Here is a 20576-nt window from a genome sequence, read left to right as displayed (position 1 = left end):
CTTATGCAAAGGGGGAAGGGTGAAATTGTGTCATTTTCAAGTTCACGATAATCCTTCCCTCCCTTTCCTCTGGTGATCGCTAACCAAACAACTCCTGTAACGGAATAGAAAATCGCGATCGATCCTGCCCAATAGCCGATCGAGCATAAGTCGCTTGATTGCGAATCGCTAAAATTTGCTCTTCATCGCGCAGCATCGACGGCGTAAACTGATAGCGCTGTTGTCGGAGGTCGTTCAAAGTCACTTTCAATTCATCCGGCTGTTTCCCTTGTACCCGATCGCGATAATAAATTTCCTCAGCACATTTTCTCACAGCATTGCCGACTTCTGCGGGTGTACAAAGCCTGTAATCTCTCAACAGAATCCGCCACTCATCATCTGTCCAAGGCGACTCAGAAGCATTACGAAACTCAGGAAAATATTTTTTGAGATGAAGATTGAAAATTTCATACATCGCCCCTTCGTGAGGCAAATCCACAAAGAAAATATCATCAAAGCGACGAATTAATTCCGGTGGTAACATCCCCAAACGGTTAACTGTCGCCACGATATAAATTGGGTATTGATGCTCTTGCATCCACGTTAAAAGCTTCCCCGATAAGCGCCTAGAAACGCCGCCATCTGCATTGGAATCCCACCCTGCAAAACCTTTATCAAAATCATCCCAATAGAGAATTGTAGGACTTAAAGCCTGAGTCAGTTCCAGCAATTCGCGCAAAGCTAAATCTGGTCTGGAAGAACCAACAATCGAACCCCAATCAGCCGCCAACAGCGGTACTCCCATCTTCTTAGCCGCAAGTTTAGCACTCAGACTTTTGCCCGTACCCGGCGGCCCCCAGAGAATCATTCCTTTGGGAAATTTGAGTCCGTATTTCTCTGCTTCTGGACTCAACAACGAAGCCACCTTTGAAAGGGACTCGTCTAGCAAGTCTAAACCACCTGCATCCGGCACATCAGCCTCGGCAATAAACTCTAAGCCTCGCCCCCGCAGCTTGTTAACCTTGTGGTCGAGCACCAACCGCGCTATTTCCTCCACAGTCGAAGCAAAAGCTAGCGATCGCTCCAAAATCAACTCGATCTCACCTTGGGGCAACCCCTGGCAAGCTCGAACCAAAGCAGTTTGCAACACCTCGTCGCCTTTGTCGCCAAGCCAAGGATTGCGATCGCAAAACAACTCCACCACCTTTTGCGCTGCAACTCGGGACGGTAATGGAGTCGTCAGTACGGGAATCAACGGCTGCAAGTTCACCGGCAATTCTATGTAGTTTTCCAGCATCACCCAAAACTGAGGAACCGCAGACCAAGATGAGTGATAGTAAGCATTTGCCAGTTGAAACCCCAGACGCGAACTCACCTGACCGGATTCGTCAAAATCTAGCACTCCCTCAAGAATGTAAATTCCCTCTCTCTTACTCTCTAATAGAAACTCAAGCACGTCAGAATCTGGGTGCAAGTCAGTATTTTGCAAGATACACTGACCGTCCCGACTCACAATTTCCTGCAAGCAACTGTACCCAGAGTTCCAAAAGAAAACAGGCAAATGCAGCTCCTGCCCCCAATTGTGAAACTGTGCTAAAACTCTGATTCGGTCAGGCGTGTAATACTCCAGCCCGACAATCTTAATGCCTCTTTGGGCCAAAGCGAGCCAGTCATTAATGATACGCATAAATTCAATGGTAAGAAATATTCAAAGGTACTCTTCTCATTGATATGCTACGGTCGAGCGTTGCCATCAGCCAACAGTTCTACAGCAGCCAAACCTCGTCTTAATTCTTAGGAATTATTTACCTAATTTCCTAAATATACATAATTATGTATTTCGGCTGCTCTCAAAAAAACACACCGAATTATTACATAAATTTATTTCAAACTAACAATTTTATAAATAATTGTTAATAGGTATAAAAAAAACTAATTATAAATTTGATGAAATTTGAGAGCGCCTAACGGCGCTGTTAGCCGTGAAGTAGTTTAATTAAATCAAATTTCATGGCTACAACAACAGCTAAAAACCATAACTCTCGCCCATCCAATGGAGCGGTGACTTTGAATGGCAAAAGCAATGGTGCTGCTAAGTCAAAGAGTCCAGCAACAGCTACCCAATCACAGGTCAGTCGCCGTTCGACACTCACTGTAGAAGAGCAAGCAGACGCACTTCTAGACCGCGTGCGAACTACCATCCTGAAAAAGTTTGGAGTCAAAATTCAACTGCGCGAAAAACGCCTCCAAACTAAGGTAGGTCACGCTACCAAGGAAAAACTAGGTTTGGATATTGCTGCACAGTTGAAAAAACGCGGCAAAACGATGAACTGGCAGCGTTGGAATAACGAAGTGTTTCCAGCTCTATTTGGTCAACCCGATGCACTGCGCCACGATATGGAAGTCATTGCGCTTGTGATGGCAAAACTATACGACGTTTTCGAGCTTGACCCGCAAGAAGCAATTAAAGGTCTTGTCAAATTCAATCAAGAATCGCTTGCTAAACGCAATAGCTATAACAAGCAGGATGAATCCGATGATGAAGATGATGATGATGTGGATGACTTAGAAGATGAACTTGATGCTGATGAAGATGAGGAAACAGATGAATCCGAAGAAGACTTGGATGAGGACAGCGAAGAAGACTTCGATACCGAGGACGAAGAAGATGAGGACGAAGAAGATGAAGACGAAGACTTAGAATAGTCTTTCGCCGTCACTCAATTTTATAGCTTTCCTTCACCACTGCTTTTGTCGAATATGTAAAACTCTGCTCTGCCTAAAAAAGGCTGAACAGAGTTTTTTTTCTCATATTATTAGAGTAGGTTAACTAACTTTAACTATAATAATTAGTTGGTTAAATTTTTCAACTATTTTAAGACAACTGAATTATCTATACAGCTATTGCTGTTATTTAAAAAATTAAAACTTTTTGATTAAATAAAAAAGGCAGCTATTGCTGCTGTGGAAATGAACAAAATTGAATTCAGGAAAGCTGAAAAATGACAGTTACTGAAAAAGCTTACAAGACTAATGCAACCCATATCGCTAAAGCGCAAAAAACTCACACAAAAGCGCTAGACAAGTGTATTAGTTACAACGATAAACTTCGCCTAATGGTACTAGAAGTTTTGAGAGAAGAATCAGGTCGGGAACTTGCAAGCGTTGCTCGCTTTAACGGCGGCGAATTTGATTGGGAGACACATAATGCCCAATTTCGCGCTGACTACAGCGAGACACCTTTAAAAGAGTTGATGCGTGCTAGTCGCATCCTATACGGATTGACCGATATGGATGCAATCCGCGATCGCCGCGCCAAGCATCGGGGCATTCGCAATCAACGGCTCGCCCGTCAGAGCAGCGGAGTCGCTTCAAGCTCCCAAAGTGTGCATGAAGAAGTGGATGTTGCTGACGACGACATTGATGATTTGGATTGAGTCGCTTGAGCAACTAAGAATATCAAAAATTGCCTGTTAAGGGCAACTTCCCTACTCCTCATTTTAGGAGTGGGGAAGCTTATTGCCACCCACCCACCCTTGAATTGAGAGCTATTTTATTTTGTTAGAGCTATATTTGACCTGGATGTGAATTTTAGAGGACTAAAAAAGGAGGAAAAAAGAGGAGAAAACAGCACAGTTATTACTCATTACACCTCGTAATTCCTACTTTTTCGGTCACAATAAGTATAAATGCTTATCATTTGTTGTAAAGAATTGTTGTTTTTGGCGTGATTTTCTGTACTCCGACACCTCTTGAATCCTCCTCAATCCTCGTAATAAGTACGGTAGTCGCATAGCAAGCCATGTCAAATAGACGTTATAGGGGGTAAAAATGAGCACTCTTTACAAATTAAGGGTTTTTGCTAGACTGCGATTAGAACTGTGGGAAGTTGGAGTTGCGCGATCGCACACGACAACAGCCAAGGCGAGAAAGTTATGGGGCAGTTTGAACTTTGATAAAACTGTGCGATCGCCAATCACCCTTGAAACTGGGAGTAAGGCAGTTGGTGCTCACGACGACATTGGGTACTTAAAGCGGAGCATTGCACTGCCAACCAGTTGGTGCAGTTCGGCCGGAAGCTAAAATCAAACCAAAGAGGAAGGGAAGATAAAGAGAGAGCAGAATAAAATCCCCCTCTCCCTGTGTTCTCCCCTTCCGTGCCATTGCAGTGCAAACGAATTAATATAGGTGAGACAGACGGACATCAGCCCTGGCTACTGTTGCATAACTTTGGAGAATTGGTATTACAACTACAGTAAAGAAACAATGGCAAGCTATACAAACTGGAATCGGGCGTTAATATCTTACTTTACCAGTGGCGTGTCGCGTGGTACTAAAGTCTATCTGAGTGTTGACGACGATGTACTTGATCGCATTGGTCTAGAATTCGGAAAAGATGCGATCGCCGATAACATTCGTGATGACTTTCTGATTGCCGTAAGAAAAAAAGTTATTGTTGACCGACAAGTTAATTTGGGCAACTTGCGAGGGTGTGATTATGACGGTTTACCCAAAAGTATTGCCTTTCTGAGTGCCACAGTCCTAGCCGCCTATCAGATGGGAGATGAGGAAAGAACATCAAAACTAGACCTAAAATACTTCAGGCGATTACAGGAAGTTTTAGATTTACGTGGAGATGGTCGTCCATTAGGGATGAACTCTGGAGATGAACAACTACTTTGGGAAGATTGGAACAAATGGCTAGAGAAGCAGGGATTCCTAGCTTCAGCACAACAGGGAAGCGGCAGACGGTATAAATACATTAATTACCCCATTTCTCAAACCCTAATCCGCCAAGCTGATAAAGACCGACTCATCAGATTATTTTACGAGAAGCAATGGAGAAGAAAATGGGATGTCCAGACATTGTTTACTTATGTCCGCAAAGAAGCATCTGGACTTTCCAAACATCTGAGCGAGCTCCTGACTGAATATCTAGAACGCGATGAAGCTGTCGCCGAAGCAATTCACGAAGTTTATGAACAGTGGCAAGATGAAGGTTATCCCCAACCTGGGACAAGAGGAAAGCGGACTGGTAATCGCAACATTTTTGCAGGATTGTACCGCGTTGAAACAGCTCCTTTTTTGGGGCTGGTTGATTACTATCTCTACCCAAAGCAGGGAAGGGGGCAGCAAATAGAATCAATGCAAGTTCAGTGTCAGAACACTGTACATACGTTGAGGATAGACCAACAACGAGCGGGATGGTATATGCCTGCATGGCCAATGGGTGCGACTGAATTGAACAATGACACCTCCTACCGAATTATATCACCCGCTAACCTTGGTTTCCTAATCTTACCTTCCCGTGACTTTTGGATACTGGTTCCCGACTCTGATAACCCCGATTCAGGAGAGTACGCATCTTGGGGAAGGCCGTCACTTGATGTGCCATTTATCCTACTTTGCAAACAAAAACTGTGCTCAGATATCGAATGTTTGCGTAATGCAGGTTTGCTGGAATGTAGCGATTCTCTAATCTCTGTATTTAATAATAATTCCCAGTGGGTAGAGTTCCACCAGTGCAAAATTGTTTCACTGGCTTGGGATAGAGTCTTTATCAACAATCAAGAACTTAAGGAGGCTTTGCAACCCAATGTCAGTTTATATATTAGCTTTTCTGGGGGATTGCGCGATCGCAATATGGGTGCATGGATAGAGGGTCATAGTCCTGAAGTGACTATCTTTAGCCGTTCCTCCACCGCTCCTGCTAAGTTACAAGTAACGCGATTATCGGATAATAACCCAATTATGGACGATTTTAAGAGGACGAAGACTCCCATTTCAGTCAATTTTCCCAGTCCAGGTTATTACCTCGTCAAGGCTACTTGTGGAAGTGAATCGACAAAGCGTTATATCCAAATTATCGGTTGGAGTGAACTATCAATTCAAGAACCGAAGGAGCGCGAATGGATACCAATTAATTCTGGGTATCGTATTTGTGGTAGCCTCATTGAACCAGTTTCTTAACTTACATTCAGAGGGGTGTATAAGGTATTATTCATGCAGATCAAAATACGCCTTACCAATCAAACTAGAAAAAAAGTATTGCAATGGCGAAACCAAGCTATCGCGACAAATAACTTGTCATCTCTTAAAAGTATTGATGCTCTTCTGTATCTTTCTGAAGGTCGTGCTATGGCTGAAGTAGCCGAGAGGTTAAGTCTTGCTAAACAAACTATAGGCGATTACATTCGCCCCCTTTTGTGTAACCTAGTTGGCAGCATAGCAGACAAGCAATCTCCAAAAAATCCACCTATATTAAAAGTTATTACTAGCAAAGCCAAGGAAGACGAGCGGGTAGCGGTTGCAACAAGAAATAATGCTATTCTTTATGGTATATTATCACCGATTATAAATCAGCTATCGCCCAAGATAGAAGCTCTCTCTTATCGCAACCAAAAACTTTTATACTGGCTGTCTGTACTTGGCTGCGGAACGAGAGAATCATTCAACAAAGCCTGTGAAGCCCTGAAACTTGAGGAACCAACAAGCATCTTGCGGAAGCTGAAGTTGCTGGGACATCTCGAAGTTTCAGAGAACGGCAAACGATGGTCTGCGGCCCCTACTGCTATTGTTAAAATTAGCTCAGACTCTGACTTTCCAGAATTTATGCTGTGTGGTCAACGCAGTATCTGTTTACTGAGGCAATTGAAAGAATATGCTGATGTAACATCAGTACACCAATCCAAAGGAGATGCACCACCTTGTATTCGTATAAAAATCAGCGCTCCAAGTCTAATTACTAGCAAGGTGCCGCTCTGCTATGTTGGTGAAGTTTCTCTAAAAATTGCTGAAATATTACCTGATATTGCAACTTGGAAACAGAGTCTCAGTACCTTACAGGGAATTGTGCCGAGTTTCTACGAGTGGGAACGCTTTGATGTTTATAAAGATTGTTTTGAGCCGTGTAGCTTTCCTAGCGAAACAGGGATGTACAAGCTGCATCAAGAATCAAACAACCATTTTTCCCGTACCCTATTTTATGACCGAGAGAATGATCTCTGGCGACAGGGAGATTGGTACGGCTTGCGATTTCTGCACTTATCACACACAAGCATAGTTCGTCAAGCGCTTTATTCTATCTCGAAACAGCGTTTAGCAATACCTGTCTCCCAGCGTTGGCCTGAAATTTACGAACGTGCGCTAGTGCTAGCATCTGGACAACTCCCGACTTATCAAAATCAAAACTCCTGGCTTCTGTACAAGAACGTGCCGATGGAAGTAATTTCTCTGCTAACTGATAAACTTAATGTAAAGTGCGAAGAGGTACCTGCCAGTGCATGACTTAGTTGGAGCATATCAAAGACTCGATCGCATCTATCAGCTATATATCAAAAGTGCTTTCCCCCTGCGTTACCGCGCTTTGGCTGATGAACGGGATACACTCCTCCAGCAACCAGGTATCTTGAGTCAGCCTCCCTTAGTTGAGCCAGTCCCGATTTATCCATCATCGGGGATGAATTTATCAGCCGCAGCCAATCAACTCCCCTCCGAATACCACAACTTGGCACAACTTGGGCAAATGATTTTCGATCCGGGAGTCCAGCTTTATCAACACCAGTGGGAAAGCCTGCGGGAAGTGCTGGTTAACCAGCGAGATTTAGTCGTGACTACTGGTACGGGTTCCGGTAAAACCGAGTGTTTCCTATTACCACTACTAGCACAATTAGCACGGGAATGCAGCACTTGGTCAGCTAATCCTCAACCGCCAAATAATCATCGCTGGTGGAATGATAATGGTAATGGAAATCGCATATCTCAATGGGCTCACACTCCGCGACCAAAAGCCCTCCGCGCTTTGATTCTATATCCACTCAATGCCTTAGTTGAAGACCAATTGCGTCGATTGAGAAAAGCACTGGAAGCACCCTCAGTACACCAGTGGTTAGAGCGAGATCAACGTGGCAATCGGATTACTTTTGGTCGTTATACCGGACAAACGGCAGTTTCAGGAATACAGACAGACGATAGCATCAGACGACTGAGGAATGAATTAAGGGAGATTGAACAGCAGCGGCAACAGGTAGATAGGGCTATCCAAAACAATCCGTCTCTACTTCAGGATATGCCAGATTTGCCTTACTACTTCCCGCGACTCGATGGCGGTGAAATGTGGTCTCGGTGGGATATGCAAAATAGTCCGCCGGATATTCTGATTACTAATTACTCGATGCTCAACATTATGATGATGCGGAGTATCGAGAACAATATCTTTGATGCAACTTGTAACTGGCTGGCAAGCGACCCAGAAAACCAATTTTTCCTAATTATTGACGAACTTCATGCTTATCGCGGTACGCCGGGGACAGAGGTTGCTTATATTCTGCGATTGTTGTATTCGCGTTTGGGATTGACACCAGACTCACCACAACTGCGGATTTTGACAACAACGGCAAGTCTCGATCAAAATCAGCAAGGTAGAGACTTTTTGCGTGAGTTTTTTGGACGCGATAATTTTGCCTTCATTACAGGGCAACAAACCCCACCAACATCAGGGGCAAGATTCAATCTTTCGACCTATCAAAATGCTTTTGCCCAGTTTGCTCAGTCAGTACAAGCTGACCCATTGCAGGAAATGCAACCGCCCGATCCAGCATCAAATCAGGTGCGGAATGCTATGTCTAATTTGGCTATGCAGCTTGGACAACCAGCGGTATCTGGAATAAGTGCGGAACAACATCTTGGCGAAGCACTCGCTACTCTAGGCGCAGCAGATGTACTGAGGGATGCTTGCCGCGAAGTGGATCGTCTGCTTAATCCAAGTAATCCTAATCTTACAGTTCGGGCTACGAAAGTTATAGACCCATACAACTCAAATAATCCAACAGATTTAGACCGTCAACTTTTTCCTGGGGCTGCAACTAATGGGTTAGTATCTGATGCGATGCGGGGACTGCTTTTGGGATTGGGAATGTCTCAACAAGTGAGTACAAGGCGATCGCCCCAACCTGTACGCGGTCATCTATTCTTCCACAACCTGCAAAACTTATGGGCTTGCTGTAACCCTGACTGTACCGACGATTCAGCAGTCGATCGCACTATCAGGAATAACGATCCGAATCCTCCGACTGTGGGTGCAATTCATGCCACTCATTGCCTTAGCTGCTCCTGTGGTTCTCGTGTTTTGGACTTAATTATTTGTGAAGTGTGTGGAGAGGTTTTTCTTGGTGGTTACAGAGCTACTCAACGAATAGGAAACACAAATGTAGAAATTCTTACACCAGATCAACCCGATTTAGAGGGAATCCCTGACCGTATTACTCTCAATCAACGCTACGGAAATTATAGAGTTTTTTGGCCTTTGCCTGGAGAGACACCTGTTTGGGATACGCAGCCACAAGACCCAGAATGGACGCTTGACAAGATAAAACGAAAATGGGTTCGCGCCAAGCTGAACCGGAGTACAGGCGCGATCGCACAGAATAACGCTCAACCACAAGCAGAGGAAATACCGGGGTGGCTGTATCAAGTGGTTGGCAATCATCCAGAAGAACGAGCATTGCCAAGTAAATGTCCTCGCTGTGATGCTGACTATGGAAAACGAGACAAATTTCCTACTCCCCTGCGTTTCCACCGCACCGGATTTCAAAAAGCTTGTCAGGTACTTGCTAGTGGACTCCTGAGAGAAATGCCATCACAACAAAGCCCTACAGGAGCTTCATCTCGCAAGTTAGTTATCTTCTCCGATAGCCGCCAGGATGCGGCGAAGTTGGCAGCGGGAATGGAGCGAGATCATTATCGCGATATGGCGCGGATGTTGTTGATTCAGTCTTTCCAAGATTATTGGAATGATCTTGTAGCCTTTCTCCGCATCACTTGTACGAATAACCAAGCAGCACTGGCTAGATTACAGGCTTTAAATCCCAATCTTCATGCTGCGGTAACATCATCCAGTTGCCTAGACGATATGGAAAGGCGCAACCGATTTGGTAATGCCTATTCTACCCAGGTAAATGAAGCTGTTTCCTGGGTGATGGATTCACCCCCATTCAACCCGCAAGCTCGCAACCAATGGGTCGATTTACTCCAGCGCTACCCACAGCGAATTCTTCTTTTAGATTTGCGACGAACAGTTAGAGATAAGCTACTAGAATACGGGATTTGTCCGGGGGGAACGGATTTTAAAGCTTTAAAATATTCACTTGGGCAAGGAAGTGGTCAAAATTGGCAACCTTGGTTTGATTGTTATCACTGGGCAAGCAATTCAGTCACACCAATTGTCTCTCCCACACCGCAACAGAGCAATCACATTAATCGGTTAGAGGATTTGCTAACCGCTGAGTTGCTGTACGCTATTTTCCCACACATAGCTCGGACAATTGAAGGACTTGGACAGGGTTGGGTTAGCTATCAACTTCAAGGGAATCCAACACCTAGTCTGATTCAAGCAACTGAGGCAGTTATCCGACAATTAGGAACTCGTAAATTGCACCGCTATTTCCCTTATTTCCGCCTTGGCAATAACTCGGATTTATCAAATTTTGCTCAACGTTATATTGCGAGAACGGGTTTAGCATTAGCCGACATCCAGCAACAATTAATCCAGTCGCAAGTTGGCATACCCAGTAATGGAGGACTTGCACTCGATCCCGATCGCCTCTATCTCGTTCTACCACCAGAAGCCAATCCTGATGGTTCGCGTCCGGGATTCCGTTGTCTGCAATGCAATGCTTTCTTTCTTCAACCTGCTGCTGGGGTTTGCCCCGAATGTAACAGCGATCGCCGTTTTGACAATCCCAACAATCCCACAATTCATCTGACACCCGGACAGACAACAAGCGATTTTGATTACTATACCTATCTCTCAGAACAATCGGGCCAGCCCTTCCGCATGAATGCAGAGGAATTAACGGGTCAAACTGACAAGAAAGAGCGAACTAAGCGTCAGCGCTGGTTTCAAGACATTTTTATTAATGACGAGAACGGACGGGTTCAGGGAATCAATTTACTGAGCGTAACAACGACAATGGAAGCAGGGGTTGATATTGGTGCACTCCTAGCAGTAATGATGGCAAATATGCCACCACGCCGATTTAATTATCAACAGCGGGTAGGTCGTGCTGGCAGACGTTCTGCGGGAGTTTCATTAGCTGTTACCTTCTGTCGAGGCAGAAGCCACGATGACTTTTACTTTCAGCGTCCTGAAAGTATTACAGGGGACCCACCCCCACCGCCTTATGTTGATATGAAGAGTCAAGAAATTTTTCAGCGCGTCCTCAGAAAAGAGGTGTTAAGGCAAGCTTTCACAGACACGGGAATCACTGCGTCTTTAGGTGGGACTGACAACGTACACGGTGAGTTTGGTGATGTTGCTAATTGGCCTAATTATGAAGTAGCGATCGCAGGTTGGTTAAACAATCCAGCCAATGAACCGAAGATTTTGTCAGTTTTAGATATTTTGCGGGTGCAAACAACATTACCGAATGCTAGTAATTCTCAAATGTTGAATTATCTCCGCGATCAACTGATCCCCGACATTCAAACTGAAGTCAATGACTCTACATACACTCAGAATGCACTGAGCGAACGTCTGGCAAACGCGGGGTTATTGCCGATGTTTGGCTTCCCGACGCGGGTGCGTTTACTTTACACGCGCTGGCCGTCACCTGGCGCTCAATGGCCACCAGAGACGGGAATAGTCGATCGCAACCTTGATGTGGCTATCAGCCAATTTGCACCCGGCTCTGAGACTGTCAAAGATAAGGCGGTTCACACTGCCTGTGGTGTAGTTGAATTATATCCTCAAGGCAACACAATTGCTTCAGATTCAGGGTTTGCCCCTGCACTACCAAATGGCAACCAATCTCTCGGACTTTGTAGTAACTGTCAAGCGGTAATTTACCCGCACATAATCTTAAATCAACCACTACCGGGCGGTCAAACACCGCCAACAACTCAATGTCCAGTTTGCGGTGTAAATGATGCGATGCGTTGCATCGATGCCAGGGAACCCAAGGGATTTTTTACAGACTTGCAACCAGAGGACTTTGATGGGCAATTTGAGTGGCAACCGCGATCGACACGACCTTCTTTGAGTATCCCTACGAATGATGGCACGCTTGCAAATAATGGCACACCTGCATCTGTCCTTAATGCTTCTGTATCTGCATTCAATGACAATATCATTTCGGTTAATGATAATGGTGGCACTGGAGGGTTTGACTTCTACGAAAGAGTTAGGATTGATAATCGACATAAATCAGGGGCTTATGCTGTATCTAAGCAAAACAGTTCGGTTAGTACATCTGGAGCGGTTTATCGGGTAGCTCTACTATCTCAACGTAAAACAGATATCCTATTAGTAAATATTCAGGAATGGCCTAATGGCATATTTGCCAATCCAACTACAGTTGAAGGTCGTGCTGCTTGGTATTCTTTCGCGTTTTGGCTGCGGGTAGCGGCTGCTTCTCTTCTCGATGTGGATGCACTGGAGTTGCAGGCTGGTTTTCGTTCATTAGAGCAGAATGGAGCGATTATAGGTCAAGCTTTTCTTTGCGATCAATTGGAGAATGGGGCGGGTTATTGTCGGTTTCTAGCCAAACCGAATGAGTTTCAACAACTGATGGATCGGGCAGATCCAACAATTTCAAACAGCATTGCCTGGAAATGGACGAATCCTCACGAGCACGGAAGTGATTGTGATACTTCCTGCAATTTGTGTTTGCGGGACTATCAAAACCTTGCTTATCATGGGTTATTGGATTGGCGACTGGCTTTAGATATGGCACGATTGGTGGCTAATCCTGCGTCGGCGATCGCTCTCAACTCTTCTTGGGGCAATTTTCAGAATCCTTGGCTTAACTTAGTCCAAGGCCCAATTCCGGCGGCACTTCAACGCTTGGGTTATGGTGCGCCAGTGCAGTTTGAGACTCTCACTGGCTACGTTCATCAAAATACTCGACGGCGGACAATCAAAATGATTCGACATCCTTTATGGAATGATGACCATCCAGAGTGGATTGCAGCGGTGGCGATCGCGCGATCGCAGTATCCTGGTTATCAGGTGGAGGCTGCTAACCCGTTTATGGTACTGCGGAGACCGGGAGATTGTGCGTAGATTTTTGTCTAGCAAATCATTTTTGCTTATAGCGAGTGGCGCTTGGTGTTTGACTGTTTCTAAAAAGCGGTTCCCAATTTGTACTGGGTTTATGAAAAAAAGGTAATGTATTATTGGGACAACTATAATGATGGCAGGTTAAGGCTCCCGACTCACGATAGCCTACGGATGATTTTCCAGAAGCAAGCCGGCAATATTTTTCTATGAAATCACCATATTCTGATTTCGATATTTGGTGGCTATCGAGAATATCCATAATTTCTTGGCTTTTATAGCCAAGCATGGGTTTATAATAGATAATTTCACTGTTCTCAGGAGCAAATTCTATACTAGCTAAGTTGAATGATGTAGCCTGAACTACATACATAAAGATAAACGATGACTGTTGATATGCAGGATATTGTTCGAGTAACTTATTGATTTTCCGAATACATTTGGCGAGTTGATTACCAGAACCGTTAGTATAGTCCATAAATACAAAAACTGATGTTTCATGGTCTCCTTTACCTGCTTGAAAATACTCGCTCAGAGGTCGGATTTTTTTGCCATCAGTAGAGCTAGTAGCCGTAAGAGCCGATCTTTCATAAATTGCCCACAGTCGATGTTGACTTTCAACAGATGTATCTGAAGGTGAAGGCAACATAGCATATCTAATAATCTTATTTCTCAACCATTTTTTAAATTCAGCTTCATTATCTTTCAAACCAACTTTAGGATCGTCACGAAAAGCTTTCCAAAGATTCTCTTTTGTCAGAAGTAAGTCAAGTAATTTTTCCTGTAAATTTCGAGTAGCTGATTCAATATCAGTTTTTGAGAAAAACTGAAACTTACTCAAAAGTAAATGTGCTATGTTTTTATCCATATTAGTTTCAAATTGATTCAGCCAGTCTCGGATTTTTTTCGTTGATATAGAACCTTCCCAGTGAGAAAACCTATCATAATAAGCTTCGCTGTCTGTTTTTTCATCAAATAATAAAGTATTTTCTACCTGTCTTTCTTCTGGCAAAATAGAAGATATAGGTCTTCTATAGGGGTTCATTATATCTGACTGTTTTCTTCGCAATAATTTAATTTCCTTAGTTATATCTCCCTTTAAGTTGAGGTACTGATTAGAATCTTTTTGGGTCATATATTCGACATTTTTTCTTATTAAATTCTTTCACGGGAACGGAAGATATCTTGGAAAATTAAGCTAGTGAGGGTGTACCTATATGGTCTTTGCCCGAACACTTCTAAATACTCCGCTCCTAACTTATTTTTAAGTTCTACACGTGCTCTATTCAACCTATAATCAGCTTTTTCATCGGACAGTCCATAAAAATATGAAATTGAACAAGCATCCTTCAATTTCAAAAGCTCTGGAATAGACTGCCTTCTCCCACCGCTAAAAAAGAGAATATTCAAAAAAGCCTCCGATTCTTCCGAAAACTTGAAACTGTCCCGTAACTCTGAGAAATATGATAAGGCGTAAACTCGATAAGTATTACTGAAAATTCTTCTAGCAGTTTCAATACTAACCAAAGTGTGGTGGGGTTCTGCTTCTGCCCAAAGCAATTGGCCAATAGTTTCTACATATCTTGGAACCCCTCCAGAGACTACTGTAATAAAATCAATTACTTCCTCTTCAAAAGGATAAATTTTATCAGTCGTTCTCAAAGTAACTGAACTGTTTTTTGTTTCTATATATTCTTTCACTTCTGAGAAAGGTAGAGAAGTTAAAATTTTAAAGTTAAACCTAGCCTCTTGTAACTGTTTAGCTTCTGAAATAATTTGACTGTAGTATTCTTGAGTGACACTTATACACAATCCCCAACCCGGTCTGGTTGAAAATTTTTCGGACAACCCGTGCAAAAAAGTCATAAAATATGAAAGTTTTAGTTCTAGGTTGGAAAAAAGGAGTTCTACTTCATCAAAAGCAATTAATATATTCTGTTTCTGCGTTCGATTCAGCATTTCCAAAAAAACTTCAAATAAATCGATAAACTCTATCTTCTCGAATAATACTTCATCTTGTTTAGTCAAACATCCTTCTCTAATCAAAACGTTATACATCTTGGTAAAAATAGCTCCCAGAAGACTCTCAAAGTGCTTATCAGGCTGGCTGGACGCTGCAATAGGCGTAACTATCTCAGAGAATTTAATGGGTATGCAAATGCCTTTTCTATCATGAAATTCTTTGGCTATAAGATTTAATAAAGTTGTCTTGCCATATCCATAATCTCCAACAAAAAATAGTTTTATTGGTCTCTTTATATTGAGTGATTGTCTAACCTCTTCCAGGAGATTGGTAATAAACTTCGTATGAACAATTGTAAATTCATAGTTTTGCTCTAATACTGACATAGCAGAGCCAGAAGCCACGTAGGGATTTAGAGCAGGCGGTACAAGGTTTCCCTTAACATCTTGATAGGACATACTTAGACAGCAATAGCAGGTTCTAGAAGTTTGATAAATCCGTAATTGACTCCTCGAATGTCAATACACTCAATTCCCATATTACGGGCAAGCTGAGACTTGGTTGTCCTTAATTCGATGCGGTGAGTCAGTTGCAACTGAATCAGATGTTTTTTAAAGTGTTCTTCCGTATAATCTGATCCTTGCGTCATAATTCTATCACGAATCTGAGCAACTGGAACTAGACCCAGACTTTTCTGGGCAATATCACGGTAATTTTTTAAAATAAAGTCTAAAAGGTTTAAGTAATTGTCAATTTGTATCTTGTGTCTATAAAACAGATCGAGATAACCCACCCCTGGATTACCAACATAGCTATAGCCACAATGTTGTATTAATAATTCTTGAAGTTTAGCCAGTTCAGGGTTTTCTGATAATTGATACTTTTCAAAAAGTAAAAATCTATCGTTACTGTAAGTTTTAACAATTTGGGAATACTGAGAACAAATTTGAGTTAAATTTTCATTAAACACTTCAAGAGAAGAAGACTTTTTAGCCAGAGTCTCTAAGGGCTTGATAACTTCTATTTTAGACTGAACCGAAATTGATGCTCTGGTTTTTTCAGGCTTAGTTTCTGAATATAACTGACCATCTAATTTATAAATATCGAGAACATAAAAACCCGCTAAATAGTTTTTTATAGTTGTAGCAGACATGGGCGTTCCTACTGGCTTTCCTTTATGTGCCTTATGAGTAACTAGCTTACCTTCCAACCAAGACAATGCAGCCTTTAATATCTGACCGTTATTAGCTACAAGCCCTTCCGCCAGTACCCTCATGTCCTCTTCATAATACTCTTTTGGTAAGTAAAAAACTGGAATTATCTTGGACATAGTACCTTTAAGCGTATAAGTAAAAGGTTGAGTCTATTGCAGTAAACACTAAGGTCACAATATTTTACTGCTCTCTGCTATACGGGTTAAGACCTTCTGAAGGCAACTTACCTTCTCAAGGTTATCACCAAATCTGGCGAATAGGCAATTGGTTAAAGCGTTATGGTCTCGCCTTGAGAGGAGAACTCATAGACCTCAGATCCTCGGTAAGCTTTGCTAACGCAACCTGGAGCGAACAGAAGTGGTAGAAACACCATCTGCCGGAAGAGACCGATCGCGAGCGGTCTGTTAACAAATGAGCTGGAGTCCTCACTCTTTAAAGATTAATCTCGACGGCGAAGCATAATCTCTAGATGCCCCTTTTTGTACAAAGTCTTTAAGAGTTCCCATACCTCCTGATTATGTGGCAAATTTTGAGGAAGTTGACTAATGGCGATCGCACTGTTGTCAGAGCTAATGGCATTTAAAAGCTGTCTTTCTTCCTCCTGAAGATTTTCATCTCTTTTAAAATGAATTTCTTTCAATTTATCCTGAAGAACCTGACCGCGTTCAAAAATAGATTTGAGTTCTTTTATGTGTTCTTCCAGGTTGGTTAAGTTGTCGAGCGCAGATGGCAACTTTTCTCTTTGTAATGATAGCTGTGTTTTTAAATCAGTAAGTTGACTCAAAAACTCTGTCACATCGTGGCCGAGTGCTTGGGAAATAAAGGAAAAATCACGTTCTAGTTGCTCCCATTCTGAAACCAAACCTTCGCAGAATTTTTGCAATTTTTCCCACAAAACTCTTTTCACAATGTGGTAAGACCCATCCCGGTCTTCATCATCAAATTTGCATCGATTTTTCAAAGGAGATTCATTAATTGAAATTAGAGTCAGTAACGCTTCGTAGCGATTTAGTATTTGCTCGAAAGCTTCTCGACGCGATCGCCGCTCACCATTAATTTCGTCTTCAAGTTCAACCAAAGGTTGTTGCAGTATATCGTACTGTCTAAAACTATCAAGCTGATTATTGCTGAAATGCGTAACAACCCGGTCAACAAAGTCATCATCATAACGCATCAAGCGAACTGGGTCGTTATTCAAATTCTCTCGTAACATCTGTGCCCGATTTAGAATAATCCGCCACTTCTCTAAACCGTCTACCAACTCCTCAAGTATTAATTTAGTGCTTTCGCAAGTTGACAAAAACTGCTGAGAATGCTTTAGTTGACGATGCAATTCCAGTATATCAGTTTCATTTGTTTTAAGCGAACTAGCTAGACTTTGGCAATCTTTATCTAGCTGATTCACTTGCCTTTCTAAAGTCTTTCTGTGGTCATTAAGACAAGCTTCCAGATCGCTATGACTCTCAATATTCTGACTAACTTTAGAAGCATTTAAGTCTCTGGTAAAGTTTTCTAGCTTGAGTTTAATTGCACGCAGTTCTTTTTGCAGAGTTGAGCGTTTTTCAAGGCAAAATTTTTCCAGACGTTCCCGTTCGGATTGTATATTTCTATGAACTTGGTCGAGAGCTACCTCGGACTCGTGATTAGCATCAAGAATTTTTTCCTGCTCATTTATCTTTTCGTTGATTTCATGTAAGAGTGTCTCATCAAAAGTTTCAAGTAAGGAAGAAACTAGAACTCGAAGTTCTTTTAATTGACCATTTAGCTCATCTGGCTCTAATTCCAAACTAGCTTGGCGGACAACATCCGTCGAACGCTCCCACTCTATATAGCGTCGCCGTTGCAACCATTCGAGAGCTTCTTGAAACTCTTCTTGAAGATAGCCAAGTAGTTTAACTGCTTTCCATAACTGTGAATATTCTAATGCTTTAACATCTTGCTGCCCCCACCCCGTTTTTACTGTTTGTATTCTCCCTTGTAATTGCAGTTTCTCTTGAATAAACGATTCCAAAGGATGTTCTGTAAATTTAATTTTGGAATTTCCTTCTTTGCGTTTGGCAATTTTCTCCCCACTCATCAGACCGTGTTGTTTGAAAATTGCTAAAACACTGGGTAGGCTAGAACTCGCCATTTCAAACAAATTTTCAAATTCTTCTTTGGAAACTTGATAGAACTGACGACCTTTGCGAACAGATAAAGGTATCTTTTCCAACAGTAACTTATATTTTCGTAACGTCGGATTCAGACTATTGTAGAAAGACTTATAATCGGCAAATAAGGCTTTACATTTCTGATAAAACACTGATTCGATCAGTTTACTCTCTGAGCCATTTACACCCTTTAGACCCACAATTTCCCAAGTTTGAGGCGAAATCGCTGGAAACAGCAATCGCATGGCATACTGGTGACACTCTTGGCGATGGTGTTCTAATCTAGAGCGATCGGCTTTACTGACTTCAGGATTTTTTGAGAGCCAGTCTTGAATATAATGAGACAAACTCAGCAGCGTACAAACCGAACATTGTTCAGCAGATATGACTTTGCGAAGTAAGCCGAAGGCTGTCGGATATTCCCCTGCAAAACTTCGACTTAACTGAAGATGGAAGTCTACTTGGTTAGTTCCCGCGATCGCAGTTAAAACTTGTGGGACGATAGTTGCTTTTTGGTCAAAACTCAAGTATAATCGCCAATCTAAATGAGTTTCTTCTGGGGGTTTAAATTTCATTAAACCGGAATTTTTACTCCCAACACTGATAACAATAGAACGCTTGGGGAAATCAGCATTATATCTCTCAGGAGCGCCTGTTAATAAGTTAAAAAATCCAAATCTGTCTTCCTTCCACTCCCCTTTATAACGCCAAGAAAAATTAGCTTTTTGACCCCCTCTCGAAACTGGAAAAAGTAAAGGTATAATTTCATATTTGATAATCGTTGTTGCCATCTCTTCTTTTTTAGCATCGTTCCACTCTCCAAACCATTGCTGACGAAATCGATTAAGGATTTTATCTACAACTGTGGGGATGGTTGTCTGAAGAAGAGCGACTAAAGCAAAGCTACGCTCTGTAGGCTGTATAATATGCAGACCGTAAAAATTGTCATCTTCTGCTAGTTTTTTCAACTCCTTTAAGAGGTTAAATTCTTTAGCTACGGTTTCAGAAACACCTGAGGGAAAACCAGCGAGTAGCTTGATTACCTCTTGTCCTTTTGGGTGTTTTGGAAAGGATATCAACGGCTCCAAGGTTTTGATAGTATTGTTAATTTTGTGTTGTTCCGTGCCATATAACTGCACTTTTCCTTCTAGATAATCCTGAATCAAATCTAAAGGAGTGTAGGGAGGCTGATTATTTTGGGCAAAATGGATAATGCGTTTGAATACTTCAATGACCGTGCGAGGACCATTGCTGATATCTTTTCGAGCGCACAATTGTCCCAAACTTTCAATTGTTGCTGGATGTGCCAACTGGTTTTGCTGCGCCTTATCTTCCAGAAAATTGGCACACAAAAAATCCCAAAGCTCGCCTGCAAACTCAGAGTTGTACGCATCAGCTAATCTAATGGAGACTTTTTGCTCCTTCATACGGTGAATAATATCACCAGCTTGTTCTTCAATAGCTGATTCAGTTGGAGTAGTCGGCATACTTAGGATTAATGCAACAGGCACAGAACCCAAAGCTCGCATTCCCTTAACTAAATTGCTCAAAATCTGGATGCGAACGCTAGCACCTTCTTCTGTTCGCAGGAATTCTTGGCTTTCATCGGCAAATATTGCTAAACCTGCAAAACCTGCTTGTCGCAGGATAGAAACTGTCTCCTGCCAAAAATTCAAAACATTATCCGTATTTGTAGTGTCATTTTTTAAGTGTTGAACAATTTTTAAAGCTTTGTCTTCTGATAACTTGTACTCGATCGCTATTTCTGCTGCTATATTTTGCTGAGACTTCAAGCCATATTTGCGATATAGCGTCTCAATTTGAGGAATAAGTTCTGGTTGGACGCACGTTTTTATCCAGCCATAAGTGGCAACCATCAAGTCTCCCAGTTCTTTAAACTTAAACGGCGGCACTGCTACTATCTTATGCTTCTGACACTGCTGCCATAAATAAATTAGTGTTGCTGTCTTGCCATAACCGTAGTCAGCACTTATGTAGCCGTTGACAGGTTTACCCTTACAAATTTCCTCAATCAAATGGTCTTTTAGAGTTTTTACTAACTCAATTGAGTCATAGGTGCTTGCATATAAATCATAAATTCTGGCTACTTCTTGAGGATCGTTTTCTATCTGGAAGGGATTGACTGTATCGACAATTGCTTGGATTGAGTCTAGTTGTTCTAATAATCTTTTCATGGATTGTAAATATAAAATTTG

11 protein-coding genes are annotated in these 20576 nt (G+C 42.3%); 6 read left to right on the top strand and 5 right to left on the bottom strand.

Going from position 1 to position 20576, the window contains the following annotated elements:
- Nucleotides 1-79: 79 nt before the first annotated feature.
- Complete coding sequence (locus QUB08_RS08445) at nt 80-1666, bottom strand: AAA family ATPase (protein ID WP_333224293.1); 1587 nt, start codon at nt 1664-1666, stop codon at nt 80-82.
- Between the two features lie 323 nt (nt 1667-1989).
- Between QUB08_RS08445 and QUB08_RS08440 the strand changes: the two genes are divergently transcribed.
- From QUB08_RS08440 to QUB08_RS08415, 6 genes are all read left to right on the top strand, one after another.
- Complete coding sequence (locus QUB08_RS08440) at nt 1990-2685, top strand: hypothetical protein (RefSeq protein WP_333224292.1); 696 nt, start codon at nt 1990-1992, stop codon at nt 2683-2685.
- A gap of 296 nt (nt 2686-2981) precedes the next feature.
- Nucleotides 2982-3416, top strand: coding sequence for an aminoacyl-histidine dipeptidase (locus QUB08_RS08435; RefSeq protein ID WP_333224291.1), 435 nt, complete (start codon nt 2982-2984; stop codon nt 3414-3416).
- 394 nt (nt 3417-3810) lie between these two features.
- Entirely contained in the window at nt 3811-4062 is a 252-nt protein-coding gene (locus tag QUB08_RS08430; protein WP_333224290.1) for a hypothetical protein, read from the top strand.
- 183 nt (nt 4063-4245) lie between these two features.
- Complete coding sequence (locus tag QUB08_RS08425) at nt 4246-5949, top strand: hypothetical protein (RefSeq protein ID WP_333224289.1); 1704 nt, start codon at nt 4246-4248, stop codon at nt 5947-5949.
- A gap of 15 nt (nt 5950-5964) precedes the next feature.
- Entirely contained in the window at nt 5965-7266 is a 1302-nt protein-coding gene (locus tag QUB08_RS08420) for a hypothetical protein (RefSeq protein ID WP_333224288.1), read from the top strand.
- Complete coding sequence (locus tag QUB08_RS08415; RefSeq protein ID WP_333224287.1) at nt 7259-13039, top strand: DEAD/DEAH box helicase; 5781 nt, start codon at nt 7259-7261, stop codon at nt 13037-13039. Before QUB08_RS08420 ends, QUB08_RS08415 begins: the two co-directional genes overlap by 8 nt.
- 16 nt (nt 13040-13055) lie before the next feature.
- On the opposite strand, the gene QUB08_RS08410 is transcribed toward QUB08_RS08415, so the two are convergent.
- The 4 genes from QUB08_RS08410 to QUB08_RS08395 all read right to left on the bottom strand — a co-directional run bounded on the left by QUB08_RS08410 (nt 13056) and on the right by QUB08_RS08395 (nt 20555).
- On the bottom strand, nt 13056-14168 hold the full coding sequence (locus QUB08_RS08410; protein ID WP_333224286.1) for a phosphoribosyltransferase-like protein: 1113 nt from the start codon (nt 14166-14168) through the stop codon (nt 13056-13058).
- A 20-nt stretch (nt 14169-14188) separates the two neighbouring features.
- Nucleotides 14189-15454 carry an ATP-binding protein gene (locus tag QUB08_RS08405; protein ID WP_333224285.1) on the bottom strand — a complete coding sequence of 422 codons (1266 nt, stop codon included), beginning with the start codon at nt 15452-15454 and terminating at the stop codon, nt 14189-14191.
- A 2-nt stretch (nt 15455-15456) separates the two neighbouring features.
- Entirely contained in the window at nt 15457-16326 is an 870-nt protein-coding gene (locus QUB08_RS08400) for a hypothetical protein (protein WP_333224284.1), read from the bottom strand.
- A gap of 323 nt (nt 16327-16649) precedes the next feature.
- Entirely contained in the window at nt 16650-20555 is a 3906-nt protein-coding gene (locus QUB08_RS08395) for a hypothetical protein (protein WP_333224283.1), read from the bottom strand.
- Nucleotides 20556-20576 lie beyond the last annotated feature (21 nt).

Origin of the sequence: Microcoleus sp. BR0-C5 (genome assembly GCF_036705045.1) — a bacterium.
Taxonomy (GTDB): Bacteria; Cyanobacteriota; Cyanobacteriia; order Cyanobacteriales; family Microcoleaceae; genus Microcoleus.
This window is presented reverse-complemented; position numbering and strand designations above follow the sequence as displayed.